The organism is Mesobacillus jeotgali, assembly GCF_900166585.1.
GTDB lineage: Bacteria > Bacillota > Bacilli > Bacillales > Cytobacillaceae > Mesobacillus > Mesobacillus jeotgali_A.
This window is the reverse complement of record NZ_FVZC01000009.1, coordinates 1,623,761-1,649,691: the sequence shown is the minus strand read 5'-3', so window position 1 is coordinate 1,649,691 and position 25,931 is coordinate 1,623,761. Positions and strand designations below refer to the sequence as shown.

Here is a 25,931-nt window from a genome sequence, read left to right as displayed (position 1 = left end):
TTTGTAATCTGAATTATATTATTATTCTTTGAATAAGCCGTTAAAAAAGGGTACGACAGGGTAACAAATAATTAGCAAACTTTTAGCTATGCAAGGGGGTTATACGGTGAAGAAGCCAATTACGGAAAAACGAATGGAATGGCCGGGATTTCACGGAGCTAACCAGGGGTACGTAGAAGAATTATATGAATTGTTTTTGCAGAACCCAGAAGCAGTAGACCCGGATATCAGGGAATACTTTGTGCTGCACTCTGATAAAAGAAAGTCAATTGATCAACCTGGAACTGATCAGAAGCTGCAAGCAGCACATACTTCAGGTAATCCTGGCAAAATCGCGGCAGCGTTAAGATATGCAGATTATATACGTTCGAATGGGCATTTATCTGCAAATATATATCCATTACAATTCGGAAGGCCAGATGAGCGAATTGAGAGCTTGGAAAAGTGGGGACTGACTTATGATGACCTAAACAGCATCCCTGTGGATTTAATATGCCCAAGCGCTCCTTCTTCTGTAGAAAATGGTAAAGAAGCTTTTGAGTATCTGAAAAAGGTATATTCTAATACGATTGCCTACGAATTTGAGCATGTGAATCAAGAGAATGAAAAAGAATGGCTAAGAAATAAAGTAGAATCAGGAGAATTGATTCCTAAAGTAGAAGCAGAGCGGAAGATAGGCTTATATGAGCGGCTTGCAGAAGTGGAAAACTTTGAGAAATACCTGCATAGGACATTCGTTGGGCAGAAGCGTTTCTCGATTGAAGGTCTCGATGCAATGGTGCCACTGATGGACGAAGTTATAGCCGGAGCTGTCAATCATGGAGTCGAAACAATTAATATCGGAATGGCGCACAGGGGAAGGCTCAGTGTACTTGCCCATGTTCTGGGCAAGCCTTATGAAATGATTTTTGCGGAGTTCCAGCATGCACCAAATAAGGAATTAGTTCCTTCAGAGGGTTCAATCGGAATTAATTTTGGCTGGACAGGGGATGTAAAGTACCACCTTGGAATTGACCGTAAAATCAAATCGGAAAGTACCGCCAATGCAAGATTGACTTTAGCCAATAATCCAAGTCACCTTGAGTTCGCCGGCGCAGTGGTAGAGGGCTTTACACGAGCTGCGCAAGATGAACGCAATCAACCTGGATATGCAAAATATGATCCTGTAAAAGCCATGGCAATCCTGATCCATGGAGATGCGGCATTTCCTGGGCAGGGTATTGTAGCGGAAACTTTGAATTTAAGCCGCTTACAGGGCTATAAGACAGGCGGTACCATTCATATTATTGCTAACAATACTATCGGGTTCACAACCGAATCTATGGATTCAAGATCTACACGGTATGCCAGTGACCTTGCAAAAGGGTATGAAATACCAATCATCCATGTCAATGCTGACGATCCCGAGGCATGTTTGATGGCAGCAAGGCTGGCATTCGAATACAGGAAGGCATTTGGCAAGGACTTCTTGATTGACCTGATTGGTTACCGTCGATTCGGTCACAATGAAATGGATGAACCGATGACGACAAATCCGGAAATGTATAAGCTTGTGCACAATCATCCGACAGTCAAAGCTATCTATGGCGAAAAGCTTGTATCACAGGGTGTTTTTACAGACGAAAAACGAACTGAAATAGAAGAGAAAATTAACTCGAAATTAATATCTGCCAATGAAAAAGTTCCTAAGGCAGAAAAAGAGGTTCAAAGAGAGCCGGATATTCCGGATGTAGTAGAAATGGGGATTCCAAGAATCGATACAGGTGTCCCAGCCGATATTCTCAGGAAAATTAATCATGACCTCCTAAATTGGCCGGAAGGGTTCAATGTCTTTAATAAACTGGCGAAAATTCTTCAAAGAAGGCAGGAAGCTTTCTCTGAAAATGGAAAAATCGATTGGGGCCTTGCAGAAACCCTTGCTTTCGCATCCATTATACAGGAAGGGACACCAGTAAGATTGACAGGACAAGACTCGGAACGCGGAACTTTTGCCCAAAGGAATCTTGTCCTTCACGACAGCAATACCGGGGAACAATTTTCACCGCTCCATACACTGCCAGATGCCAGGGCTTCTTTCTCCATCCATAACAGCCCATTATCTGAAGCGGCCGTTGTTGGTTTTGAATATGGCTATAATGTTTTTGCTCCCGAAACGCTGGTACTTTGGGAAGCTCAGTATGGAGATTTCGCTAATGCTGCCCAGGTCCTGTTTGATCAGTTCTTGGCGGCCGGCAGGGCAAAATGGGGCCAGAAATCAGGTCTGGTCATGCTTTTGCCTCATGGATATGAAGGACAAGGTCCTGAACATTCTAGCGGCAGAGTGGAAAGGTTTTTAACTTTGGCTGCAGAAAATAACTGGACTGTCGCAAACCTTTCCTCTGCGGCACAATATTTCCATATCCTCAGAAGGCAAGCGAAGATTCTCAAGCAGGAATCGGTTCGCCCGCTAGTCTTAATGACACCAAAGAGTCTGCTGAGGAACCCGCTTGTAGCAGCAGATCCTTCGCAATTATCAGAAGGAAGCTTTGAACCTATTATCGAACAGCCAGGACTTGGTGCGAATCCGGAGCAAGTTGAAAGAATTGTATTATGTACTGGCAAGGTGAGCATCGATATTGCCGAACAGCTTAGTGGCGCTGAAAATGACTGGCTGCATATTTTGAGAATTGAAGAAATCTATCCTTTCCCACTGGAGGCTCTCAGAGAATTGTTCGGTCGTTATCCAAACTTGAAAGAAATTGTTTGGGTACAGGAAGAACCGAAAAACATGGGTGCCTGGACATTTGTTGAACCTAGAATTAATGAAGCAGCTCCAAACGGACTTGAAGTAGCTTATATTGGCCGCAGAAGGCGTTCAAGCCCTGCTGAAGGAGATCCGAATACCCATAAGTTAGAACAGGCAAGGATTATTCGGGATGCACTGACAAAGACAAATAGAGGAGGAAACGATCATGGCAGAAATTAAAGTTCCCGAACTGGCAGAATCAATAACTGAAGCAACAATCGCCCAATGGCTGAAAAAAAAGGGTGATCAAGTTCAAAAAGGTGAGTATATCGTTGAACTGGAAACAGATAAGGTCAATGTAGAGATTATTTCCGATTATGATGGAACCTTGACAGAACTTCTTGCCGAAGAAGGTGACACTGTAAAGGTTGGGGAAGCCATCGCGGTTGTTGGTGAACAGGCTGGCGGAGATAATGGTCAACAAGTCAGTACTGGCAATGAACAAGGCAGGGAAATTGAATCACCTGATGAACCTGTACCAGGAAACAGCACATCTTCTGGTGACCAACCTGCTGCTGAAAATCATGAGCCTTCTGATGAAGACAGTCAGGGTCGTGTCATCGCATCTCCGGCCGCAAGAAAATTGGCCAGGGAAAAGGGTATCAGTTTGAACCAGGTCATTTCGAAGGATCCTCTGGGAAGAGTCAGGAAGCAGGATGTTGAATCCTACACTCCTGCTAAGCAAAAGGCTGAACCGGAAAAGCCGCTCAACAACAGGTCTGAAAAAGCACCGTCCACACAGGGAAATGCGGACGATGGCCGATTTGAGCGCATTAAAATGTCAAGAAGAAGACAGACAATCGCTAACCGGCTGGTTGAGGTCCAACAGACAGCAGCCATGCTGACAACCTTTAACGAAGTCGATATGACAGCTGTCATGGAATTAAGAAAGAAATGGAAGGACCGATTCTTCGAGGAAAATGATGTACGCCTTGGCTTCATGTCTTTCTTTACAAAAGCTGTTGTAGCTGCCTTGAAGAAGACTCCATATTTGAACGCAGAAATCCAGGGAGACGAAATTGTCCTGAAGAAATTTTACGATATCGGAGTCGCCGTTGCCGCTGACGACGGACTGGTTGTACCAGTAATCAGGGATGCCGACAGGAAAAACTTCGCCGAGATTGAGCGTGACATCAATGATCTCGCTGAAAAAGCGAGAACTAATAAGCTATCATTGAAGGACCTTCAAGGTGGCAGTTTCACCATCACAAATGGCGGCGTATTCGGCTCATTACTATCCACACCGATCATTAATGGCCCACAGGTAGGTATCCTGGGAATGCACACCATCCAGCTACGCCCGGTAGCCATCGATAAAGAACGAATGGAAAACAGGCCGATGATGTACATCGCCCTATCCTACGACCACAGGATTGTTGACGGAAAAGAAGCAGTTACCTTCTTGAAGCACATCAAACAGCTTATGGAAGATCCAGAATCATTGCTATTACAGGGTTAAGAAATAAAGTGCACTGCCGAAAATTTATTTTGGCAGTGCTTTTTTATTTTGTGGGTTTTAAATGTGCATTGCGCAATAACTTGCGTAACTTTGGACAGCTTTTGTGTGGAAATCGGAAAAGCTGTCAGAAGGAAAGGGAACTTTGGACAGCTTTGTTGTGAAAATCGGAAAAGCTGTCAGAAGGAGAAGGAACATTGGACAGCTTTGTTGTGAAAATCGGAAAAGCTGTCAGAAGGAGAAGGAACATTGGACAGCTTTGTTGTGAAAATCGGAAAAGCTGTCAGAAGGAGAAGGAACATTGGACAGCTTTGTTGTGAAAATCGGAAAAGCTGTCAGAAGGAGAAGGAACTTTGGACAGGTTTGGTGTTAAAATCGGAATAAGCTGTCAGGAGGAGAAGGAACTTTGGACAGCTTTAGAGTGAGAAGTCGAAAAGCTGTCAGAAGGAAAGGGAACATTGGACAGCTTTGGTGTGAAATCGGAAAAGCTGTCAGGAGGAGAGGGAACATTGGACAGCTTTAGTGTGAGAAGTCGAAAAGCTGTCAGAAGGAAAGGGAACATTGGACAGCTTTGGTGTGAAAATCGGAAAAGCTGTCAGAAGGAAAGGGAACTTTGGACAGCTTTGCTGTGAAAATCCGAAAAGCTGTCAGAAGGAAAGGGAACTTTGGACAGCTTTAGTGGAAGAAGCGGAAAAGCTGTCAGAAGCAGAAGGAACTTTGGACAGCATTGGTGTGAAAATCGGAAAAGCTGTCAGAAGGAGAGGGAACTTTGGACAGCTTTGTTGTGAAAATAGGAAAAGCTGTCAGAAGGAGAAGGAACTTTGGACAGCATTGGTGTGAAAATCGGAAAAGCTGTCAGAAGGAGAAGGAACTTTGGACAGCTTTGTTGTGAAAATCGGAAAAGCTGTCAGAAGGAAAGGGAACTTTGGACAGCTTTGCTGTGAAAATCCGAAAAGCTGTCAGAAGGAGAGGGAACTTTGGACAGCTTTGGTGTGAGAAGTCGAAAAGCTGTCAGAAGGAGAAGGAACATTGGACAGCTTTGTTGTGAAAATCGGAAAAGCTGTCAGAAGGAGAAGGAACATTGGACAGCTTTGGTGTGAAAATCGGAAAAGCTGTCAGAAGGAGAAGGAACATTGGACAGCTTTGGTGTGAAAATCGGAAAAGCTGTCCGAAGGAAAAGGAAATTTGCATAGCTTTAACAGAATTCGCCGAAAAGCTGTCAAAACCAATTACAAGACCAGGCTAATGTTAAATAATTTTCTTAGTATATTGATTTACTCATAATGCCTATCACTAGTTTTTCCAACTACTACATAGTGTTTCTTTAAAACTCTAGAAACAGTCCTCCTGCTAATCTTTCCATTGCACCACTCATATACCGTTTGCGTGGTAATCCTCATTTCGGGGAATAACACCTTGATTTCCTCTATATGCCTCACAATCGCCTGTTCAATCCTCTCATGAGAACCACACTTTCCGCATACGAGATCATAATGAACGATCACGGTATTAAGAGATCCGCAATTCCGGCAATGCATTCCTTTTTCGAGTTCTGCATATTGGTATTCAGGTAAAGTGGTGAATGGGTTTTTAATTTGGTGAAGGGAAAGCAGTGTTTGGGCTAGTTTCTTATGGCTTTCACCCAATTTGGAGGAAGTGCTGTTTAGTTCTTTTAAAAACCGTTTTATTTGTGTGGGTAAAATAATCGGTTGATTCATAGGGGCCTGGTAGAGAGTGAATTCTGGGTTGTTGAAGACAATTGAGGCACGGACTAGATGATTCATCTTGAGTTTTTCGAGCAGCTGCCGGAAGAGGGTTTCGCTTCGTGTCAATTGAATGATGGGGTTTTTGTGCTCTCGTTGACTATGGAGGGAATATAATTTGTCCTCTTTAAGATAATAATCACCTTCGTGATATTTGATATCGATCAGATAAACTGCATCCTGAGCAATGATGACTTTATCCAGCTGGAAGTATGAATTATTGACTTGAAGAAGGAGGTCGTCAATGATATACCTTTCTTCCGAGAGATTTTCGGTCATCCGGTCGAACAATACTTCTCCTGTATAACCTTTTTCCATTGTCCAAAGCCGAAACTTCTCCTGTGCTGGTAGCTCCATTCTTCTGTTTAAATTCCGCATTGCAATTAATTCTGCTGGCTCGGTGCGTGCTTTTAGTAGCATGGTCCACATCCTTTCTATAAGCCAATTGTAAGCTATATACCTATTAAAAATTGGTGAATTTTTTGTTAACAATAAAAAACCGCTCCACTGCCAATCAGGCAGCGAAGCGGCTACGGAAGCAATCCTTTTCTTGTTTGTGTCTTTCGCAAGTCCTTTAACGGTTTTTAAATGGCTTTAGTCCTCTTTTAGATATTTCTGTTTTTAAAACCTTTGCCCATTCTTTATCATGTTCCGACTTTAATGCATCACGATACGAGACCACCAACTGTTCATTGCTCATAATTTTCATTTGCATTCCTCCTCGGTAAGAATGGATTGAATTTTCAAACTATATTGTATAGTTTCATTCATTGTAAAGGTTTATTAAGAATTTGAAAACCCATTATGAAAAATTTTTATTAGAAATTTTTTCATATTTTGGATGGCTGCCAGGATTAAGATTTGGACAAAACCTCATAGTCACATTAATAAACAAAAAAAGCTTGCAATTTATAAATCAAAATTATAATATATACCCAACAGGGTATCAAGTGAGGGTTTGATACTCGACATAATTTTTTTTAAAAACGGGAGGAATGAATAGTGGGAATGCAAGCAATCACTGCGGAAAAATTGAACCAATGGATAGTTAACAAAAAAGAACTTTTCGTATTTGATGTTAGGAATGTAAAAGACTTCGAAGATTGGAAGGTTGAAGGGGAGAAAATTGAATATCTAAACATTCCTTATTTCGATTTGATTGATGGAGTTGATGAAGTAGTCGGTCAGCTTCCTAAAGATAAAGATATTGTGGTCATCTGTGCCAAGGAAGGTTCTTCTGTAATGGTTGCTGAAATGCTGTCTGATGCTGGCTTTCTTGTTTCTTATCTTTCAGGCGGAATGAAATCATGGAGTGAATACCTATATCCTGTTGAAGTGTTTAAGGATGAAAAAATCAGAGTTCTTCAGTTCATTCGAGTGGGTAAAGGCTGTCTTTCTTACATGGTGCTTTCTGAAAACGAGGCACTCGTAGTTGATCCATCAAGATTTACAAATCGATATACGGAAATTGCTGAAAAGGAAAATGTAAAAATCACTCATATTGTTGATTCACATTTACATGCAGACCACTTATCAGGTGGCAAGCAACTGTCGGATATTACCGGAGCAAAATATTATTTGATGAAGAGTGAAGGCGCGGTATTTGATTTTGAAGCGCTGGAGCAGCATGATAAAATTGAATTCGAAAACATAACGCTTGAAGTTTTGGCTGTTAAAACGCCGGGTCATACTCCGGGAAGTGTTTCGTTCTTTGTGAATAATAAACTTTTATTCTCAGGTGACACTATCTTTGTCAATGGTCTTGGCCGTCCTGATTTAGGCGGAAAAGCTGCTGAGTGGGCAAAAGACCTGTATGATACGGTTTATAGCAAAGTATCACAAATTGCGGATGACGTTATTGTATTGCCTGGCCACTATGCTGCCTTTGATGACGAAGTTAATGGTGAAGGTTTCATTGGAAGCCAATTGGGATTGATCCGCACGCAAAATGAAATCATGGCAGGTAAAACGGTTGAAGAGTTTGTCGACCATGTAGCACAATCTGCATCCAGCGAAACACCACCTAACTTTGAGGATATCGTTGCGATCAACCGCGGGGTGAAAAATGTGACATCAGAAGAAGCGATGGAACTGGAAATTGGCCCTAACCGCTGTGCTGTCCACCATACACACTAAAAAAATAAAAGAGGGAAGCACTGCTTTCCTCTTTTTAGTCTATATCTACTTGTGATGAATTTTTCAAATGCATATGAGGTGAGCAATTATGGAGAAGAAAAAAATAAAACTGATCATTGTGCAGGCGGTTCCTGAGGTATAGGACCAAAGCGTACAGGTGATAAAGGACAAGGAAAGTTTTCAGGCCTTCCCCCAATATGACCAGCTACGTACGTATGGCTCCTGGCAGGAGTCATTTATTTGATTTCTAAATTATTCTAATTAATCTCAGCAATCAATAAGGTGATTGATTTGTTTTCCTTTTATCTGCGAATGAACATATCAACCAATCAAACAGGGAAAACTCCCTGTTTTTTTATTTATTTAGGAAAAAGGAAGGAATATAATTTAAAAATATTGAATATTCAAACTTGAGTGATATAGTAAGTAGTAAACGCTTACATAATAACTGAGGAGGTTTAATGATGGGGAATTTGCTGCCTTACACTGTAGGTGAGTTACTGGAGGTTCAGGCGAAGAGGTATCCTGAACATGAAGCTGTTGTGTATGCTGACAGAAATTTGAGGATGAATTACAAGGAGTTTAATGACCTTTGCAGGAAAGCTGCAAGGGGACTGATGAAACTGGGTGTGAAAAAAGGAGAGCATATAGCAGCATGGTCTTCTAATACTCCGGAGTGGGTGATATCACAATTTGCTACAGGAAAAATGGGAGCAGTGCTGGTAACTGTTAATACGAACTACAGGACTGCGGAATTGGAATATCTGCTCAAGCAGTCAGACTCGACGACGATTATATTGATGGAACAGTTTAAGGACGCCTCTTACATCGATATGGTCTATGAGATTGTACCTGAGCTGAAAATGAGTGAACCTGGCAGGCTTGAAAGCAGCAGGCTTCCATTTTTGAAAAATGTCATTGTTATGGGTGAAAAACGTTTCCCTGGAACATACAGCTGGCAGGATATCCTCGATATGGCCGATGAAGTTACTGAGGAGGACCTGGATAAGCAGATGGCTACATTAAAGCAAAGTGAAGTCATCAACATGCAATATACTTCTGGTACAACAGGTTTCCCGAAGGGTGTCATGCTTACCCACAGCAATATTGTTAACAATGCATATAATGTGGCTTCTGCCATGAAGCTGACTGATGAGGACAGACTTTGCATCCCTGTTCCGTTTTTCCATTGTTTTGGCTGTGTAATGGGTACGCTAGCATGCGCTACAGTAGGTGCAACCATGGTACCTGTACAGGAGTTCAGTCCGAAAGCTGTATTGGAAACAGTCGAAAAAGAAAAGTGTACAGCCCTTCACGGTGTACCGACAATGTTCATTGCAGAGCTGAATCATCCTGAATTTGACCAATATGATTTATCGTCATTAAGGACCGGTATTATGGCAGGTTCAAATTGCCCGATTGAGGTAATGAAAGCAGTTAATGAAAAAATGGGAGCTACTGAAATAACGATCGCCTATGGCCAGACTGAATCTTCCCCGGTCATCACGCAGAGCAGAACGAATGATCCGCTTGAATTAAGGGTAGAAACCGTTGGAAAAGCCCTTCCGGAGGTGGAGGTTAAGATTGTCAAGCCGGGCACTATGGAGGAAGTTCCACGAGGCGTACAGGGTGAATTATGCACACGAGGCTACCATGTCATGGATGGTTATTACAAAAATCCTGATGCGACCAGGGAAGCAATTGATGAAGAAGGATGGCTGCATACTGGGGATTTAGCTGTAATGGATGAAAACGGATATTGCCGTGTAACCGGCCGATTAAAAGACATGATTATAAGGGGAGGGGAGAATATCTACCCTAGGGAAATTGAAGAATTCCTTTACAGCCACCCTAATGTGCTGGATGTACAGGTTGTTGGCATACCAGACAGCGTGTACGGCGAGGAAGTGATGGCATGGATCATCCTAAAAGAAGGTGAGAAAGCCACAGCAGAGGATATCAAAGAGTACTGCAAAGGCAAAATATCCAAACACAAAATTCCAAAGTATATTGAATTCACAGAAAGCTATCCAATGACTGCCTCGGGGAAAATCCAGAAATTCAAGCTTAGGGAACAGGCTATGGAGGCAGTCGAGCAGCTTAAGAACGTGTAAAGATAAAAGATAAACCCTTTGCAAGGAAAATAAAAAAACCTGGCTGCTTTAGGAAGATGATTTCTGTATTGTACAGAGGTCATCTTTTTTTTGGCTCAGCAATTTTAAAAGTGTGTACAAAACAAATACCAAAGTTTAAAATCGGTTAACAGGAATCTTTTGGAGGTAAATAATGCTGATATCCGATAAAACTAAAAATGTAAAGGGTCTCAACTATATTATCAGGTCTGCAGCTGATACAGATGCGAAGGCATTGGCTGAGTTAAGGTTGCAAATTGATGGAGAAACAGAATATCTTGACCGTGAACCAGGAGAAGGGATTCTTGACGAAAATGGTTTTCTATTATTAATCAAAGATGATTCAGAGAGCGAAAGGAACTTATTTCTGGTGGCTGAAGCTGATGAAAGACTTGTTGGTTTTTCCAGATGTGAAGGAAATGATTTGAAACGGTTCAGGCACAAAATTGAGTTTGGAGTTGTGGTTTTAAAGGAGTTCTGGGGTTATGGAATCGGTAAGAATCTTTTGCAGGAATCAATACACTGGGCAGATGAAAAAGGTATAAAAAAAATGACTCTGAATGTGATGGAAACAAATGAAGCTGCAAGGAAACTCTATGAAAAGTTTGGATTTGAAGTTGAAGGGTTATTAAAGAATGATAAACGGCTTTTGAATGGAAGGTATTACAATATGCTGGTCATGGGACGGCTGAACTTTTAAATCGATACAGTATTAACATCATAGTGTCTAATTTAGTATAAGGAAATTACGAAATTTTATATATCTTTTTGAACATTTTGTTACAACTGAGATGATGATATATTAATTACTACCTTTACTCCCTATAATATAGTGTATACACCTGAACCTGCCAGTTAGCAGGGGAGGGGATTGGGGGTGTGGTCGATTGAAGTGGTTTGGGATTTTATTGCTGACCGCCATAAGTGTTCTATTTCTATTTAAAGGACTCGAACTTTGGTCGGTCATTAACCATGTGGATGGGGATGGCATTAGTATTAGTTTTTTGGGTTTCATTATTAATGAACATGTATTGAATGAAAGTATTTCAGGATATGCACTAGGTTTTACGATTGCCTCAATTATTCCATTCCTGGTTGCAGCCAATATTGCACTTAGAGCTAAAATGAAAAAGAAAATAGATCCCAAGAATATATAGAGAAGCCTGGCTCCATAGAGAAGCCTGGCTTATTTTATTTGCGGGGACTAAGATATAGGCCTGAATTGACTCTATTACGTTACTTTCAGGAAAGGAAAGGGAATGATAGGAACAGTATAGGAAATGGAGGTAGATCCAATGTGTGGACGATTTTCTTTGTTTGAAGAAATTGGATCATTGAAGGAACAATTTCAGTTTGAATTCACAAAAGACATAGATGCCAGATTCAATATTGCTCCCGGCCAGGACATACTTACAGTTATCGATGAAGGTGAAGGCAGGGTAGGTACCACAATGAGGTGGGGACTGATTCCTTTTTGGGCAGATGATGAGAAAATTGGTTACAGGATGATCAATGCACGTGCAGAGACGATCGACGTTAAGGCGAGTTTTAAGCAGGCACTGAAACAAAGGCGCTGCCTGATTCTGGCTGACGGTTTTTATGAATGGAAAAAAGACGGCAAACAAAAACAGCCATATCGATTCGGCATGAAAGACAAGAAACCCTTTGCATTTGCTGGGCTATGGGAAATATGGAATAAGGGTGGAAAAAACCTTACCTCCTGCACCATAATCACCACAAGCCCGAACGATGTAACTGAAAAAGTCCATGACAGAATGCCTGTCATTCTCCCTGCAGACAGGATTGGAATGTGGCTTGATCCCTCATTTAACCAAACTGATGAACTAAAAAAGCTGCTGCGTCCGTATGATGCCGAATCAATGGAGTCCTACATGGTTTCCACTGCGATTAACTCGGCAAAGAATGAGGGAATAGAATTAATCGCGCCAACTAACAGTTTATAAAATTGCTTATTGGTAATTATGTCAATTTAATAGAGGTTTTTTTGGAGGGAAATATTAACTTTTTTCCACGGATGTTTAATACAAGTCTAGATGGTGGTATAGATAGGCACAGCCAAACACCAAGATGAATACATCCTGGAAAGAGGGGTTAACATGAATGGATTTACCAATTCGGACTTTTATGAACTGATTTATAAAAATGAACGTTTTTCTTTCTTACAATATATTCGTAAAGATATAATTTGTGATGTTTGCTATATAACATTGAAAAATGTAATTACAGGAGAAACAATGACTTTTGATAAATCAGAAATCCGCGGATTACGCTTAGCAAGCGAAGAAGCGAATGCCAGCTGACTATTGCTTATTCGATCATCTTTTCTTTATACTATAGAGTATGAAACTCAGATAAAGGAAGTGGCAAAAGATGATCCATACGAACTGGCACGAACGCGAAACCATCAAAAAACTAAAATGCGTTCATACAGATGCAAAAAAATATATCGTCAATAATAAGCTGACAGCAGGAAAAGTATATGATGTTAAAAATGAGACAGAAGAATTTTATTTCATTGTAGACAATTCAGGTAAAGTTGGCGGATATTACAAGGAATATTTTGAAGAAGTGAAGTAACACGAAGCTGCCCGGATACTGGGCAGCTTATTTTATTATGGTATTTACTCAAACTTTGTTGCTATTGACTTCGAAATATGATTGAATGACCTATGTTTCTACTCAAAAAATTAAAGCTCATTATGAGAAAAGAGCTTGCACACTTAATACCGAACTACATAACGGCATTTTAACAACAATCTTCACGAAAGCAGCCTTTATTATATAGACAGTGAAGAATTTTTAAAAAAGGCACTCCCTGCTCATATTCTTCAATGATATGATTAAGAAATATAGAATTGTTAGGGAGTGGGAAATATGGAAAGTAAGCTGAGGCTGCAAGGCGAAACCGTAAGACTGATACCAATGGAACTTGACCAGCTGGATAACTTATGGGAAGCGGGAAAGAACCAATCTATCTGGGAATTCACCTCTTCAAAAATCCGAAGCAAGGAAGATATGAAAAAGGTGATCGAGGCTGCAAAAATGGAAAGGGATAAAGGGACACAAATTCCTTTTGCAGTCGTAGACATGCAAACAGATAAAATTATCGGGAGCTCCAGGTATATGGACATCTCTAAGGCTCACAAGTCATTGGAAATTGGGTGGACATGGTACAATCCTGAATACTGGAGGACAGGGGTAAATACAGAAACCAAATTCCTTATGCTTCAGCATGCATTTGAAAAGCTGGATATGAATAGGGTACAGTTTTGCACCGATTCCAGAAATGTCCGATCTCAAACAGCCATTGTACGTCTGGGTGCCAGCAGAGAGGGCGTCCTACGAAAACATCGGATCATCGCTGATGGTTATGTCAGGGACACAGTTGTATTCAGTATAATTAAAGAAGAGTGGCTAGAGGTTAAGTCGTTGCTCCAGAATAAAATGAAATAAAATCCAAGGGTGGTTTTTAAAATTGGTTTATATTGGAGTAGGTATTGGCGGGATGGTTGGAAGTGTATTACGATATTTCGTCAGCCTGACTGCAGCTAGCTTGCTGAGTAACGGATTTCCTATTGGGACCCTGCTGGTTAATTTGGCAGGTTCCTTGTTCTTGGGCTGGTTCACTGCAGCTGTTATATCCCGTAACAAGATGAATCCAATCTTGTCGGCATCCATTGGGACGGGTTTGACGGGCTCATTTACTACTTTTTCCACCTTTAGTATGGAAACCCTGATAATGATAGAATCTGGGAGAATTGGAATGGGAATCGTATATGTTCTCCTTAGTGCTGTTGGCGGTTTACTGCTTGCTGCAGCAGGATTTAAAATTGGATCAGAAAAACAGGGTCAAAGGGGGCATTGTGGATGATCGAGCTTTTTTTAGTTGCCTGCGGAGGATTAGGGGGTGCGGTATCCAGATTAAAGATTCAAAAAATGTTCGAGACCAGTATTATCCCAGTGGCAACGCTGGTGGTAAACCTTTTGGGTTCTTTCCTGCTAGGGCTGATTGCAGGGGTGGGTATCCAGGGTAATCTGTTTCTTTTGACTGCCACAGGATTCATGGGAGCATTCACCACTTTTTCTACACTGAATGTTGACCTGGTCAAACTATTCTCCAATAAACAGAGTACAGCAGGGATCCAGTACATTTTTATTACATATATAGGAGGCCTACTCTGCGTGGGGGCTGGACTTTTCTTAGGCCGGCTGGTTTAAACAAAAAAACTCCCTAATTGGAGTTTTTTTTGTTTAACAAGGGTTATTCCATTTCTTTTTTCTTCTTAAAGAGCGCAGCAAGCTTTTGATCGAGTTCTGTGTAATCAGGCTGATCCTTAGACATATATGATAATTTACCAATAACCGCGTTTATTTCATTCTGCAAGACCAATAATTTTTCTGCTTTTTCCTTATCGCTTTCCTTAGGAGCTGCAGCATCATTGTATTCCTTCATGCCGAATTCTTTCCTGGTGATTTTTCTATTATTAATAACCAATAGCTTTTGAGTGATTTTTTCAAGAAAATAGACATCATGTGAGACAATTAAGACAGATCCTTGAAAGTCCATTAATGTTTTTTCAAGACTTTCCCTGCTTGCCAGATCGAGATGATTTGTCGGTTCATCGAGAATCAGCAAATCTAATTCATCGATAAGCATCATTACTAGTTTAACCCTCGTTCGCTCTCCAAGGCTTAATTGTCCGATAGGGACTATCAGTTTTTCTTCATTAAGACCGATATTGGCAAAAACAGTCCTTGCTTTGCCGATTGCTTCCCTGTCTGAAAGACCTATAAATTCAAGAGGTGTTTTATCAGCAGGGAGATCGGAAACATCCTGGCTGAGATAACCAATCTTTAGAGATTCACTGAGCCATATATTACCGGAGGAGGACTTTTCTTGTCCAAGCAATATTTTCAGCAATGTAGACTTACCGCTGCCGTTTTCGCCGATCAGTCCCATTTTTTCACCATGATTCATATAGAAATGACTCTTCTCAAACAAACAGCGATTAACAAAGTGTTTTGACAGGGAATCAGCTTCCAAAATCCTTTTTCCGCGTTTCCGTCTTTCCAGGAATTCAAACCGGACCATTGAGTCCTCTTCAGGCTGTTTCACCTCATTTTTTACAAGCTCCTGGTTCAGTCGTTTCATCTTCGATTTAATTTGATTATCCATCTTCTTGGCTTTCATCCGATGATATTCCTTATAGCCAATCTGCCTTCTTTCCGAGGCTGTACCTTGTTTTGTTGAATCACGGTGTGCCTTCTCAGACCAGTTTTTCAAGTTGGCAATTTGCTGTTGAATCTGTTGCTTGCGTTTTTGCTGTATCTCATATTGATGAAGCTGCACTTGAAATAATCTTTCTTTTTCCTTCCGGTAGGCAGAGTAGTTGCCAGTGAATAATTTGGTTGTACCATCTTCAATTTCAATGATTTCCGTTACAGTTTTATCGAGGAAATAACGGTCATGAGAAATAATTAAAATGGCACCTTTAAAAGCACTTAACTCTTCAATTAACCACTCAACACCTTGAAGGTCAAGATGGTTTGTCGGCTCATCCAATATTAGCAGTTCCGGCCTTTTTGCCCAGACGCTTGCTATGGATAGCTTTAGCTTTTCACCGCCGCTTAAGGTTGCCCAGTCTGCATTGAACCAGTCAAGTTCTCTAGTCAGGCCTAACTGGCTTGAATGCTGAAAAAGGCCATTGTCTGACAAAGAATAAACATCGTCCGTTTCATGAATTGAATGTTGCGTCGATTGTTTTAGATAACCGATGTTCAATGTTCCATGAAATGTTTCAATCTTACCTTTGTCTGGGAAGGTGCTTCCATGGATTATATTTGCCAGCGTTGTCTTGCCAGCTCCGTTACTGCCCACAAGGCCGATACGGCTGTTTTGTTTTATATCAAAATCTGCATTTTGGATCACTTGGTTTTCATTAAAGCTTTTCTGAATTCCTCTTATTTTCATGATTGCCATAGGAATTTTCCACCTTTCTTTTTGAGACTACTGAATGAAGGTGAGTATGTTATCCATTAAAAAAACCTCCCAGGTGTCCTGGAAGGTTCTGCTTGGCATTCGTACTTAATTTAAACGTCAATAAATAGGCATAGCAACCCCTGTTGGGTTCATGCTTAATTCACGGCGTAAAAAATCAATTGGAATGGCAAAAGGGCAGACTAATCCTAATTCCAGGCACTCGCTTTTTCATATTAGAAAAAATCGGGCAGAAAATAAGATTAGTATTTCATCGGCTCTTTACCATTCCCTTCGGTTGTCGTTAACTTAAATTATAACTCGGTAAAATTTAAAAAGTCAACCATATTATTCCACCCATGAAAGGGAAGAACTCAAGCTTAAAAATATAAAAACCTGGGAGTTTGAATTCCCAGGCAAAGTCATAGTTAAAGCTGGTGCTCAACGGTTATTGCATTTTCTTTTTTACCATAAATTCTTCTCCCGAGTAGTGTTTGTACAATTAGAAAGATTCCTCCTACTGTCCAGTATAGGGGAAGAGCGGATGGCGCATTTAATGAGAACATGACGATCATAATCGGCGACATGAGTCCCATAAGTTTCATTTGCTTCTTCTGCTCTTCGGTTACATTGGACATAGACACCTTAAACTGAAGGTAATAAATGATGCCTGCAGCCGCAGTAATCCATACATCAGAATGACCGAGGTTGAACCAGAGGAAGGAGTGGCTGGCAATTTCACCAGATCCACGAATAGCATAATAGAGCCCCATCAGAATCGGCATCTGGATCAGCATCGGCAGACATCCGACCGAGAGCGGATTTACTCCGTGTTTCTGGTACAGGCCCATCATTTCCTGCTGCAGCTTTCGTTGCTCTGCAGGATCCTTCGTAGTTTTTAGCTTCTTTTGTATCTCATCCATCTCAGGTTTAAGCAGTTCCATCTTATCTTTCATATTCTGCTGGTTCTTGTACTGTTTTAGCATAAGAGGCATTAACAGAAGCCTAATCAGCATTGTGATCAAAATAATCGCGATTCCATAGCTTCCTCCTGTAATGCTTGCAAAAAAATGAATCAGCCATGTGAATGGATTGATGAATGTTGACTGGAAAAAGGAGCCCTCGCTTGTCAGCGACTGGCATCCTGCTAAAAATGCAGGCAGAAGTAGTACAATTGCCATTGTTAATAGTTTTTTCATTATTCTCCTCCTAATAATCTAGTTGTTCAATTTAGGAGGAAATAGCTGTCTTCATCACCTGGATCTATTTTTATCTTAACCCGCTTCAGAATCTGAAGCTGAAACCTCATTCCGAGTTCAGCTTTATTTTTAAAAGCTTTTTCAGAAGAGGTGGGCTTAAGCCTTATTTGTACTAAACATGATTCGATAAAAGAGGTGTCACGCATTACCCAGAAGACTGACATCGACATGCTGATGAGCAAAGTCAGGTAAACACTGTAAACTGCTGTTGCTTCAATTGACTGAGCGTAAATTTCCAATAGCATGCTATCACCTCAATTCTGTCATTAATCAAGTATATTTTAAAATGCAGCATTTAACAATCTGTAAATATATACGAAATGAACGGAAGAAAGTTTCTTTTTCCATATACTGGAGGTTTCAGAAATCGAAGTAATGGCTAATTATATAGAACAAACTTCCCAATTCGAAAGGGGCAGCAAATATGAAAAAAGTATACGGGTTAATGATCAACTCAGGTGACGCTGACGAAATGCTGTGGGACCATGGTGTATGGGAAACAGAAGAAGCAGCGAATGAATATATAGAAAACGAAATGTCATCAATTAGCGGTATTTGGGTAGGTGAGCTAAATGTCAATGATGCGATCCCGGAAGCTGTTGAAGATACAGAAGAAGAAATGGTAGAATGCTCACTATGCGGAATCGAGTACAATCCTGAAGACGTAAATACCGAGGATTACGATGAAGCAGTGTGCCTGAACTGTGAGCCAGGCTATAAGGAAAACATGAATATTGCCTGATATTTAAGAGCCATGGATGAGCATCCATGGCTCTTATGTAAATTTTGGCAATAGATAAGGTGAGTCTGCACATCTGTAAGAAGTGATAAAACAAATCCCGGGTATGTCAAAAGCCCCAATAGGCTAAGGTATCAAAAACTCCTATAATAAGTAAGGTGGCTCCCGCAATTTTCTGAACCATACCCCCAAGTCTTCTTCCTTTTTTTATCATCGATCCATTCAGGCCGAAATACGCGATGAGGATAACAAATATAATCAGCGGGATCGAAGTGCCGATAGCAAACACAGATGGCAGGACAGCTCCATATCCAGAACTCAGGACAATTGGCATTAGGATAAAAAAGAATAATGAAAACATGGTTGGACAAAATGCAATCGAAAAGCTTACTCCCATCAGGAAAGACCCTGTTTTTCCGCTGCCGCTCCATTCAGGGAGAATGGACGTTAAGCGATTTATCCAGTTAAACGCGAAAAACCCAATTAGTGATAGGCCGATCAAGATGAACAGTGGTCCCATCAATTTTCGAAACCAGGAAAAGAAACCTGGCAGCATTTGTTGAAAGCTTTGGCCAGCAAGCCAAACCGCCAAGCCCAACAATGAAAAGACTAAAATTTTGCCCAGGATAAAAAAAGCGATTTCTGCCCATTGGCTTTTCGTTTGAAGGCTGCGGTTGCCATATAAGGTGATAGCACCGATGTTTCCAGTCAACTGGCATGGGGCCAGAGCGCCGACAAGACCCAAGAGGAAGCTCGCCAATATGGGGATCTGTTCCGTTTGATTGACAAGTGTTAAAAAAGGGCCGCTTAGAAAATTGCTAACTTCCGTAAACAATGCATACATAAAATTCCTCCATATAAAACTATTAATATGATAATACTTCAAAAAGATCAAGAACATATGCAGAAAAAAACAGCAGGTAGGTTTCCTGCTGTTAATTTAATATTGTTTTGGCAGTTAAGAGTTTGTATGCTCTCTCAACTTCTTCTTCCGAAGGAGGCTCCACTTCTTTTAGAGGGTATTCAAGACCCAGGGCCTCCCATTTATAAACCCCAAGTTTGTGATAGGGTAATACCTCTAATTTCAGTATGTTGTCCAAGGTGCCTATGAATTCTCCTAACTCGGTGAGATCCTCAACATTATTCGTAACTCCTGGAACCAGTACGTGCCGAATCCATACGGGTACATTATGCTTTGATAGGTGGCGTGCGAAATCAAGGATATGTTCATTTGCCATGCCTGTCAGTTGGATATGTTTTTTTCTGTTAATATGTTTTAAGTCCAGTAGAATCAAATCAGTATACTTTAAGAGTTCAGCAAGCTGTTGTTGGAAAAGAGGGGCGCTTGAGTAACAGCCGCCTGATGAATCAATGGCAGTGTGTACTCCTAGCTTCTTGCACTCTTTGAAAAGTTCAGTAATAAAAGGGATTTGTAATAGTGGTTCGCCGCCGCTGACAGTGATTCCGCCGCCGGAGGCTTCAATGAATGGCAGATAAGATTTCAAATCATCAATGATTTCGGAAACAGACATCTGTTTGCCTTTGCCAATCTCCCAAGTATCTGCATTATGGCAAAATTGGCAGCGAAGCAGGCAGCCCTGTGTGAAGATGACATAGCGGATACCAGGTCCGTCTACGGTTCCAAAAGTCTCAATAGAATGAATGTTTCCGATCATGATGAATTCCCCTTTCAGTAAAACAGGAGTTCCCGCAGTGGGAAAGGCAACTCCTGTTCAGTTCAAAATATTTTTTTACATTGTTTCATGGAAAGTACGATTGATAACATCCAGCTGCTGTTCGCGTGTCAGCTTGATGAAATTCACGGCGTAACCAGAAACACGGATTGTCAACTGAGGATACTCTTCAGGATGTTCCATTGCGTTTAATAGAGTCTCCCGGTTGAATACGTTAACGTTCAAGTGATGTCCATCCTTGATTGCATATCCATCAAGGATGGATACAAGGTTGTTTGTTCTGCTTTCTTCATCTTTGCCAAGTGCTTTTGGCACGATGGAGAAGGTATTTGAAATTCCGTCTAAAGCATAGCTGTATGGCAGTTTTGCAACAGAAGACAGTGAAGCGAGTGTCCCTTTAGTATCACGGCCGTGCATTGGGTTAGCACCTGGCGCGAATGGTTCACCAGCACGTCTTCCATCCGGTGTATTACCTGTCTTTTTACCATAAACCACGTTTGAAGTGATTGTTAAAATTGACATAGTATGGACAGAATTACGATATGTCGGGTGCTTTCGCAGCTTTGTCATGAAGTTTTTAACAAGTTCAACAGCAATGCTGTCAACACGGTCATCATTGTTGCCGTATTTAGGGAAGTCACCCTCTGTTTCAAAATCGACAGCGATGCCATTTTCGTCACGGATGACCTTGACTTTGGCATACTTGATGGCGCTTAATGAATCAGCCACCACACTCAACCCTGCAATCCCCGTTGCCATTGTACGAAGGACTTCTGTATCGTGAAGCGCCATTTCGATTCTTTCGTAGCTGTATTTATCATGCATGTAATGGATGACATTGAGCGTATTGATGTAAAGGCCAGCAAGCCATTCCATTACATTATCGAATTTGGCCATTACTTCCTTATAGTCAAGGACATCGGAAGTGATCGGGCTTAAAGCTGGAGCGACTTGAATCTTTAGTTTCTCATCGACACCGCCATTGATTGCATAGAGCAAAGCTTTTGCAAGATTGGCACGCGCACCGAAGAATTGCATCTGTTTTCCGATCTCCATTGCAGATACGCAGCAGGCAATCCCGTAGTCATCACCATATTCACAACGCATCAAATCGTCGTTTTCGTATTGGATCGAGCTGGTCTTTATAGACATTTCAGCACAATATTTCTTGAAGTGCTCTGGCAGGGAAGGGGACCATAACACAGTAAGGTTAGGCTCCGGTGCAGGACCAAGGTTATCGAGAGTGTGAAGGAAACGGAAAGAGTTCTTTGTTACAAGAGACTGTCCGTTATTAGCCATACCGCCGATTGATTCTGTTACCCAGGTAGGGTCACCGCTGAATAATTCGTTATAATCAGGTGTGCGTGCGAACTTTACAAGACGCAGCTTCATGACAAAGTGGTCAACTAGCTCCTGTGCTTCTTTTTCAGTAATTGTGCCATTTTGCAGATCTCGTTCAATATAGATATCCAGGAAAGTCGCAACACGGCCAAGGCTCATCGCTGCGCCATTCTGCTCTTTAATTGCAGCAAGGTATGCGAAGTAGACCCATTGGAAGGCTTCAACAGCATTGGTAGCTGGCTTGGAAATATCATAGCCATAGCTTTGAGCAAGCTGCTTTAATTCATTCAATGAACGATATTGCTCAGAAATTTCTTCCCTTAAGCGCATCGTATCCTCAGTCATGACACTGCTGGTCATTCCGTGGTCTTTCTTTTTTTGTTCCATCAGGAAGTCAACACCATACAGCGCAACCCTGCGATAGTCGCCAATTATGCGGCCGCGGCCGTATGCATCAGGCAAGCCTGTGATGATACCAGCTTTACGGGCCTGCAGCATTTCTTTTGTATAGACATCGAATACGCCCTGGTTATGTGTTTTGCGGAAATCAGTAAAGATTTTTTCTACCTCTTTATCCAATTCATAACCATAAGCCTCGCATGCTGCCTTAGCCATACGAATACCGCCAAAAGGCTGCATTGATCGTTTGAAGGGCTTATCGGTCTGGAAGCCTACTACTTTTTCTTTGTTCTGGTCAAGATAGCCAGGTCCGTGAGATGTAATCGTAGAAACCACTTCGGTATCCATATCCAGAACACCGCCGCTTTCACGCTCCTGTTTCGTCAATTCCATTACTTGCTGCCATAATTGGAGTGTTTCCTGCGTGGCACCTTCAAGAAAGCTTGCGTCCCCTGTATATTCAGAGAAGTTCTTCAGTATGAAATCACGAACATTAATTTCTCCTTGCCAAGCTCCATTTTTAAAGCCTTTCCATTGTTCCATTTAAGTTCACCTCTAAAGTGGATGTTTATATAACAGTTACTACATTTTCATCATACTACGAATATAACAGAATGAGTGTGACATATTTGTGAAAATATGAACAATCTAGTAATACCATTTGGTAATTGCGTTTTTGTTTTTTGCTAATTTAAAACTGTACTATAATTAGCGGGAATATTGTTTGTCCTGTTATATATAAATATCTTTATGTATTTAATCCTATCAGTAATTGTTTCCACCGTGCGTATAGTGATTTGTATGTTTTGTGTCAAATTTGTATCTAACTTTGGAATACTTTCATAAAAATCTATTCTGATCTCCAAGCGAGATAACAACCTGAACAACGATCATTCTAGTCACCAAGTTTCAATGAAATAGCCATTGATACCTCGTGATGGATTATATATATACTTATTAAGATCCATAAATGAGAAAAGAACAGGATTACAGTCCTGTTCTTGTTCTTCCTTGGAAATTAATCCACCACAATATAGGCGATCATCGGCCCGTTTTGTTCCGCTGATGGGTGGGTTAGGCAAATCAGCCTATAGGTTCCTTCTTTATCAAACTGCAAAGGCACAACGGTTTCTTCTCCTTTTTTAATAACGCCTTTAATATCTGTTCCTTCTATGATGAAAGGATGTTCCTTACCGTTAATTCCACGAATTTTTAAGCGTACCTTTTCCCCTTTTTCCAGAAAGATGGTCCCTGGATCCCAGCGATATGCTTCTATTTCCTTGCCGTCATCTGTGGTTGATTTAAATTCTCCAGTCACCATGTGAATTTCCCGGATTTGTCCAGTCTGTCCGCCAATGGCTGGAGTTGCATCAGGTTTTAAATTAACCCAAATGGAACCAATGATGGCAAGGAAGACAATTAGTCCAAAGAAATATATTGTCCTTTTTTTAAATACAAAGAAATGCATGTTTTCACCTCCTTTGATCCTCTCTAAATATCTATGCTCGTCCCCTTGTTGAACTTGTCTAATTTTTGCGATTTTCTTTTGTATAGATTATCTGGCCAACAACAGACTATTAATTAGGCTCTTGAAGAGAAAACAGCTTTGCAAAAGCGAAGGAGGAAATTATGTACCGTTTATTTACACATAACGATTTGGATGGCGTAACGTGCGGGATTCTGTTCAGGCTTACATTCGGTGAAAAAGCAGATATTCGTTATAATTCTGTATCTGGATTGAACTTTCAGGTGGAGAAATATTTTGAGAGAATGAACGAGCGTATGAAGAAAGAGGACCACCTTTACATAACGGATCTTTCCGTCAATCATGAAGTAACTGAAAAAATCAACCTTTTTGTCGGTGAAGGGGGGACGGCAAAGCTGATTGACCACCATAAAACAGCTCTGCATTTCAATAACTATAGCTGGGGAGATGTAAAAGTAGAAGATGAATCAGGTACACTTACCAGTGCAGCTTCACTAGTGTATGAATATTTGAAAAGCAATGGACATTTGGCTGGAAATCGAGCACTTGAAGAATTTGTTGAGCTAGTCCGCCAGTATGATACATGGGAATGGGATATTCACCAGAATTTCAAGGCGAAAAACCTGAATGATTTATTTTTCATGTTATCGATTGAAGAATTTGAAGATAGAATGATTGCCCGGCTCCAGACAGATACAGAATTTGATTTTGATGAATTCGAACGAAAACTTTTGGAAATGGAAGACGGTAAGATTGAGCGCTATATTAGGCGGAAAAAAAGAGAAATTATTCAAATCGAGCATGAGGGCATTTATGGCGGAGTTGTTCATGCAGAATCCTATCATTCGGAATTGGGAAACGAACTAGGGAAGGAGAATCCGCATCTGGATTATATTGCGATTCTGAATTTAGGCGGGAAGAAAATCAGTTTCAGAACTATACATGATCATACTGATGTATCAGCAATAGCAGGGAAATTTGGAGGAGGCGGCCATGCTAAAGCATCAGGCTGCACGATCAACGGTGAAGCATATAAACGATATGTTGAAGAAGTTTTCCCGCTGGAGCCGGTCAAACCGGATGCTTTTAAAAATAGTTATAACCTTAAAGAATCCAAAAATGGGTGCATTTATGAGAACCGGGAGCGGGATATGTTCCTGATATACACGGATGGCAGCAGGTATTTTATCAAGGAGGAAAGTAATGAACGGCAGGGACCATTTGAAAAATTTGAAGAAGCTGAACGTTTCCTAAAAAGAAAACATGGAGCTGCTCTTGCAAAAGATGATGTTTATATACGTTATCTTGAAAATATTGTTTTTAATGGCCAGGAATAAGCATAGCCAGGCCAAATTGTGTTTTTTCTTTACAAGCTTTTCTGATTATTCCAGTTAGATTAAAATATAGTAACACAAAACAAATTTCGACACCATTCTGATAAAATGAATGGAGAGATAAGGACACTGGATGTGGTTTAATGAAAAGAGTTTTGGCCCTGTTATTGTTTATTTCAATATTTTCTTCATCAGAATTGGTGAAGGCAGAAAATCCAGAGGAACCCGTTTTGACGACGGAAGCTGCCATTTTGATGGACATGCAGTCTGGTGCTGTGCTATATGGTAAGAATGAAGAAGCGAAAATGTATCCTGCCAGCCTGACAAAGATTGCAACAGCCATTTATGCAATGGAAACAGCGAATATGGATGACCAAGTAACTGTAACCGATGAAATTGAGAAAATCGATGGTACAAGAGTTTACCTCAATCCAGGTGAACAGGTGACATTAAGGAAGCTCATCCAGGGCATGTTGATTAATTCTGGAAATGATGCCGCACTTGCTATAGCGATCCACCTGGATGGATCCAAGGACAAGTACACAAAAAGCATCAACGACTTCCTGGAGTCCCGTATCGGGGTCAAGGATACTCATTTTGTAAATCCCCATGGTCTGTACGATGACAATCATTATACGACAGCAAAAGACATGGGCTTGATATTAAACTATGCGATGAAGAATCCAGAGTTCCGCGAGATATTTGGAACTAAGGAAATGGAGTGGGATGGGGAATCCTGGGATACCACTATCCATTCCCATCACCGCATGCTTAAGGGAGAAATCCCTTATGAAGCAGTAACAGGCGGGAAAACCGGTTTTGTGGATCAATCAAAACAAACACTCGCCACAACAGCAGAAAATGGCAAGATTAAATTGACTGCCATTTTGCTGAAATCAGAATTCAAGCGGGAAATTTATGAGGATACAAAAAAACTTTTTGAATTTGGGTTTGCGAATTTCAAGTCTGTTCAGGTCAGAAAAGGTGAGCAATTCAAAAGCGGTAAGTTGAAATATAAGGCTGGCGAAGACTTGTATATGACTGAGCCGATACAACAAAGTAAAAGAGTGATTGATGAAGGCGGAACATTAAGAGTGGAGAATGGCAGCGGCAAAACCATTCAAACTGTTGAACTAAAACCGCTAATCGAAAAGAAACCCGAAGTGAAGAAAACTTCAGAAAAACCTGAGCAAAGCGGGATTTTATCTCTTAACGCCCTATTTGGCTTCGGTCTGCTAATTATGGCTTCTGCTATGTGGGTGCTGAACAGGAAACAAAAAAAGCACAGGAGATTTAGAAGCAGGTGAGATCGCCTGCTTTTTTTGCTGCTCTTATTCTGGTGTTTTCTGTCTTGGTAGTGAAAGATTGGATTGTAAACAGGTTTTACAATGAATTAAAGTATTTTTACA

Annotated in this window: 26 protein-coding genes; 17 read left to right on the top strand and 9 right to left on the bottom strand. The window is 40.9% G+C overall.

Translation table 11 applies throughout. The features are described from left to right. Positions 1–133 precede the first annotated feature (133 nt). The 4 genes from sucA (at position 134) to B5X77_RS23475 (ending at position 5,487) form a co-directional block, all read left to right on the top strand. Complete coding sequence (sucA, locus tag B5X77_RS18330; protein ID WP_079510296.1) at positions 134–2,965, top strand: 2-oxoglutarate dehydrogenase E1 component; 2,832 nt, start codon at positions 134–136, stop codon at positions 2,963–2,965. Next, positions 2,952–4,244, top strand: coding sequence for a 2-oxoglutarate dehydrogenase complex dihydrolipoyllysine-residue succinyltransferase (gene odhB / locus B5X77_RS18325; RefSeq protein ID WP_079509373.1), 1,293 nt, complete (start codon positions 2,952–2,954; stop codon positions 4,242–4,244). The genes sucA and odhB overlap by 14 nt, the downstream gene beginning before the upstream one ends. Positions 4,245–4,802: 558 nt before the next feature. Beyond that, entirely contained in the window at positions 4,803–5,081 is a 279-nt protein-coding gene (locus tag B5X77_RS18320) for a hypothetical protein (protein ID WP_079509372.1), read from the top strand. A gap of 241 nt (positions 5,082–5,322) precedes the next feature. Continuing rightward, entirely contained in the window at positions 5,323–5,487 is a 165-nt protein-coding gene (locus B5X77_RS23475; RefSeq protein WP_176167370.1) for a hypothetical protein, read from the top strand. Positions 5,488–5,515: 28 nt separating this feature from the next. Here B5X77_RS23475 and B5X77_RS18315 read toward each other — a convergent pair whose 3' ends face one another. After that, the gene (locus B5X77_RS18315) at positions 5,516–6,424 is read right to left on the bottom strand and encodes a nuclease-related domain-containing protein (RefSeq protein ID WP_079509371.1); all 909 of its coding nucleotides are present in this window, start codon (positions 6,422–6,424) and stop codon (positions 5,516–5,518) included. Between the two features lie 154 nt (positions 6,425–6,578). Then, complete coding sequence (gene sda, locus B5X77_RS18310) at positions 6,579–6,713, bottom strand: sporulation histidine kinase inhibitor Sda (protein WP_079509370.1); 135 nt, start codon at positions 6,711–6,713, stop codon at positions 6,579–6,581. Between the two features lie 299 nt (positions 6,714–7,012). Between sda and B5X77_RS18305 the strand changes: the two genes are divergently transcribed. The 10 genes from B5X77_RS18305 to B5X77_RS18260 all read left to right on the top strand — a co-directional run bounded on the left by B5X77_RS18305 (position 7,013) and on the right by B5X77_RS18260 (position 14,511). Next, positions 7,013–8,140: an MBL fold metallo-hydrolase gene (locus B5X77_RS18305; RefSeq protein ID WP_373887827.1), complete on the top strand. Its 1,128-nt coding sequence runs from the start codon at positions 7,013–7,015 to the stop codon at positions 8,138–8,140. A gap of 473 nt (positions 8,141–8,613) precedes the next feature. Further along, the gene (locus tag B5X77_RS18300) at positions 8,614–10,254 is read left to right on the top strand and encodes an AMP-binding protein (RefSeq protein ID WP_079510295.1); all 1,641 of its coding nucleotides are present in this window, start codon (positions 8,614–8,616) and stop codon (positions 10,252–10,254) included. Positions 10,255–10,426: 172 nt separating this feature from the next. Beyond that, a complete protein-coding gene (locus tag B5X77_RS18295; protein ID WP_079509368.1) occupies positions 10,427–10,972 on the top strand; it encodes a GNAT family N-acetyltransferase in 546 nt (181 codons plus the stop codon). A 187-nt stretch (positions 10,973–11,159) separates the two neighbouring features. Next, positions 11,160–11,429, top strand: coding sequence for a hypothetical protein (locus B5X77_RS18290; protein WP_079509367.1), 270 nt, complete (start codon positions 11,160–11,162; stop codon positions 11,427–11,429). Positions 11,430–11,567: 138 nt separating this feature from the next. Further along, positions 11,568–12,236, top strand: a complete 669-nt coding sequence (locus B5X77_RS18285; RefSeq protein WP_079509366.1) for an SOS response-associated peptidase — start codon at positions 11,568–11,570, stop codon at positions 12,234–12,236. 153 nt (positions 12,237–12,389) lie between these two features. Next, the gene (locus tag B5X77_RS18280) at positions 12,390–12,593 is read left to right on the top strand and encodes a hypothetical protein (RefSeq protein WP_079509365.1); all 204 of its coding nucleotides are present in this window, start codon (positions 12,390–12,392) and stop codon (positions 12,591–12,593) included. Between the two features lie 70 nt (positions 12,594–12,663). Beyond that, positions 12,664–12,870 carry a DUF6501 family protein gene (locus B5X77_RS18275; RefSeq protein WP_079509364.1) on the top strand — a complete coding sequence of 69 codons (207 nt, stop codon included), beginning with the start codon at positions 12,664–12,666 and terminating at the stop codon, positions 12,868–12,870. Between the two features lie 297 nt (positions 12,871–13,167). Beyond that, positions 13,168–13,746: a GNAT family N-acetyltransferase gene (locus B5X77_RS18270; RefSeq protein ID WP_079509363.1), complete on the top strand. Its 579-nt coding sequence runs from the start codon at positions 13,168–13,170 to the stop codon at positions 13,744–13,746. Positions 13,747–13,768: 22 nt separating this feature from the next. Next, on the top strand, positions 13,769–14,164 hold the full coding sequence (gene crcB / locus B5X77_RS18265) for a fluoride efflux transporter CrcB (RefSeq protein WP_079509362.1): 396 nt from the start codon (positions 13,769–13,771) through the stop codon (positions 14,162–14,164). Continuing rightward, positions 14,161–14,511, top strand: a complete 351-nt coding sequence (locus B5X77_RS18260) for a fluoride efflux transporter FluC (protein WP_079509361.1) — start codon at positions 14,161–14,163, stop codon at positions 14,509–14,511. Before crcB ends, B5X77_RS18260 begins: the two co-directional genes overlap by 4 nt. Positions 14,512–14,554: 43 nt before the next feature. Here B5X77_RS18260 and abc-f read toward each other — a convergent pair whose 3' ends face one another. The 3 genes from abc-f to B5X77_RS18245 form a co-directional block, all read right to left on the bottom strand. Continuing rightward, a complete protein-coding gene (abc-f, locus tag B5X77_RS18255; RefSeq protein ID WP_079509360.1) occupies positions 14,555–16,273 on the bottom strand; it encodes a ribosomal protection-like ABC-F family protein in 1,719 nt (572 codons plus the stop codon). 425 nt (positions 16,274–16,698) lie between these two features. Beyond that, on the bottom strand, positions 16,699–17,469 hold the full coding sequence (yidC, locus tag B5X77_RS18250; protein ID WP_079509359.1) for a membrane protein insertase YidC: 771 nt from the start codon (positions 17,467–17,469) through the stop codon (positions 16,699–16,701). A 26-nt stretch (positions 17,470–17,495) separates the two neighbouring features. After that, a complete protein-coding gene (locus B5X77_RS18245) occupies positions 17,496–17,774 on the bottom strand; it encodes a hypothetical protein (protein WP_079509358.1) in 279 nt (92 codons plus the stop codon). A gap of 179 nt (positions 17,775–17,953) precedes the next feature. On the opposite strand from B5X77_RS18245, the gene B5X77_RS18240 reads away from it, so the two are divergent. Beyond that, a complete protein-coding gene (locus B5X77_RS18240) occupies positions 17,954–18,271 on the top strand; it encodes a PHD finger domain-containing protein (protein WP_079509357.1) in 318 nt (105 codons plus the stop codon). Positions 18,272–18,377: 106 nt separating this feature from the next. Here B5X77_RS18240 and B5X77_RS18235 read toward each other — a convergent pair whose 3' ends face one another. The 4 genes from B5X77_RS18235 to B5X77_RS18220 form a co-directional block, all read right to left on the bottom strand. Continuing rightward, positions 18,378–19,112 carry an urease accessory protein UreH domain-containing protein gene (locus B5X77_RS18235; protein WP_079509356.1) on the bottom strand — a complete coding sequence of 245 codons (735 nt, stop codon included), beginning with the start codon at positions 19,110–19,112 and terminating at the stop codon, positions 18,378–18,380. A 91-nt stretch (positions 19,113–19,203) separates the two neighbouring features. Next, on the bottom strand, positions 19,204–19,944 hold the full coding sequence (gene pflA / locus B5X77_RS18230) for a pyruvate formate-lyase-activating protein (RefSeq protein ID WP_079509355.1): 741 nt from the start codon (positions 19,942–19,944) through the stop codon (positions 19,204–19,206). Between the two features lie 75 nt (positions 19,945–20,019). Then, positions 20,020–22,245 carry a formate C-acetyltransferase gene (gene pflB / locus B5X77_RS18225; RefSeq protein WP_079509354.1) on the bottom strand — a complete coding sequence of 742 codons (2,226 nt, stop codon included), beginning with the start codon at positions 22,243–22,245 and terminating at the stop codon, positions 20,020–20,022. 475 nt (positions 22,246–22,720) lie between these two features. Beyond that, entirely contained in the window at positions 22,721–23,170 is a 450-nt protein-coding gene (locus B5X77_RS18220) for a cupredoxin domain-containing protein (RefSeq protein WP_079509353.1), read from the bottom strand. 161 nt (positions 23,171–23,331) lie between these two features. Here B5X77_RS18220 and B5X77_RS18215 point away from each other — a divergent pair, with 161 nt between their 5' ends. Further along, on the top strand, positions 23,332–24,525 hold the full coding sequence (locus tag B5X77_RS18215) for a DHH family phosphoesterase (protein WP_079509352.1): 1,194 nt from the start codon (positions 23,332–23,334) through the stop codon (positions 24,523–24,525). A 140-nt stretch (positions 24,526–24,665) separates the two neighbouring features. After that, positions 24,666–25,829 (top strand): D-alanyl-D-alanine carboxypeptidase family protein, encoded by a 1,164-nt coding sequence (locus B5X77_RS18210; protein WP_079509351.1) that lies wholly within the window; start codon positions 24,666–24,668, stop codon positions 25,827–25,829. The last annotated feature ends 102 nt before the right edge of the window (positions 25,830–25,931 follow it).

Coding starts and splice junctions, on each gene's coding strand:
- B5X77_RS18220 (WP_079509353.1), bottom strand. CDS start 23,170: ATGCATTTCTTTGTATTTAAAAAAAGGACAATATATTTCTTTGGACTA.
- B5X77_RS18270 (WP_079509363.1), top strand. CDS start 13,168: ATGGAAAGTAAGCTGAGGCTGCAAGGCGAAACCGTAAGACTGATACCA.
- B5X77_RS18275 (WP_079509364.1), top strand. CDS start 12,664: ATGATCCATACGAACTGGCACGAACGCGAAACCATCAAAAAACTAAAA.
- sucA (WP_079510296.1), top strand. CDS start 134: ATGGAATGGCCGGGATTTCACGGAGCTAACCAGGGGTACGTAGAAGAA.
- B5X77_RS18315 (WP_079509371.1), bottom strand. CDS start 6,424: ATGCTACTAAAAGCACGCACCGAGCCAGCAGAATTAATTGCAATGCGG.
- B5X77_RS18305 (WP_373887827.1), top strand. CDS start 7,013: ATGCAAGCAATCACTGCGGAAAAATTGAACCAATGGATAGTTAACAAA.
- B5X77_RS18285 (WP_079509366.1), top strand. CDS start 11,568: ATGTGTGGACGATTTTCTTTGTTTGAAGAAATTGGATCATTGAAGGAA.
- odhB (WP_079509373.1), top strand. CDS start 2,952: ATGGCAGAAATTAAAGTTCCCGAACTGGCAGAATCAATAACTGAAGCA.
- B5X77_RS18295 (WP_079509368.1), top strand. CDS start 10,427: ATGCTGATATCCGATAAAACTAAAAATGTAAAGGGTCTCAACTATATT.
- sda (WP_079509370.1), bottom strand. CDS start 6,713: ATGAAAATTATGAGCAATGAACAGTTGGTGGTCTCGTATCGTGATGCA.
- B5X77_RS18210 (WP_079509351.1), top strand. CDS start 24,666: ATGAAAAGAGTTTTGGCCCTGTTATTGTTTATTTCAATATTTTCTTCA.
- B5X77_RS18260 (WP_079509361.1), top strand. CDS start 14,161: ATGATCGAGCTTTTTTTAGTTGCCTGCGGAGGATTAGGGGGTGCGGTA.
- B5X77_RS18245 (WP_079509358.1), bottom strand. CDS start 17,774: ATGCTATTGGAAATTTACGCTCAGTCAATTGAAGCAACAGCAGTTTAC.
- B5X77_RS18235 (WP_079509356.1), bottom strand. CDS start 19,112: ATGTATGCATTGTTTACGGAAGTTAGCAATTTTCTAAGCGGCCCTTTT.
- pflA (WP_079509355.1), bottom strand. CDS start 19,944: ATGATCGGAAACATTCATTCTATTGAGACTTTTGGAACCGTAGACGGA.
- pflB (WP_079509354.1), bottom strand. CDS start 22,245: ATGGAACAATGGAAAGGCTTTAAAAATGGAGCTTGGCAAGGAGAAATT.
- yidC (WP_079509359.1), bottom strand. CDS start 17,469: ATGAAAAAACTATTAACAATGGCAATTGTACTACTTCTGCCTGCATTT.
- B5X77_RS18215 (WP_079509352.1), top strand. CDS start 23,332: ATGTACCGTTTATTTACACATAACGATTTGGATGGCGTAACGTGCGGG.
- abc-f (WP_079509360.1), bottom strand. CDS start 16,273: ATGGCAATCATGAAAATAAGAGGAATTCAGAAAAGCTTTAATGAAAAC.
- B5X77_RS18280 (WP_079509365.1), top strand. CDS start 12,390: ATGAATGGATTTACCAATTCGGACTTTTATGAACTGATTTATAAAAAT.
- B5X77_RS18240 (WP_079509357.1), top strand. CDS start 17,954: ATGAAAAAAGTATACGGGTTAATGATCAACTCAGGTGACGCTGACGAA.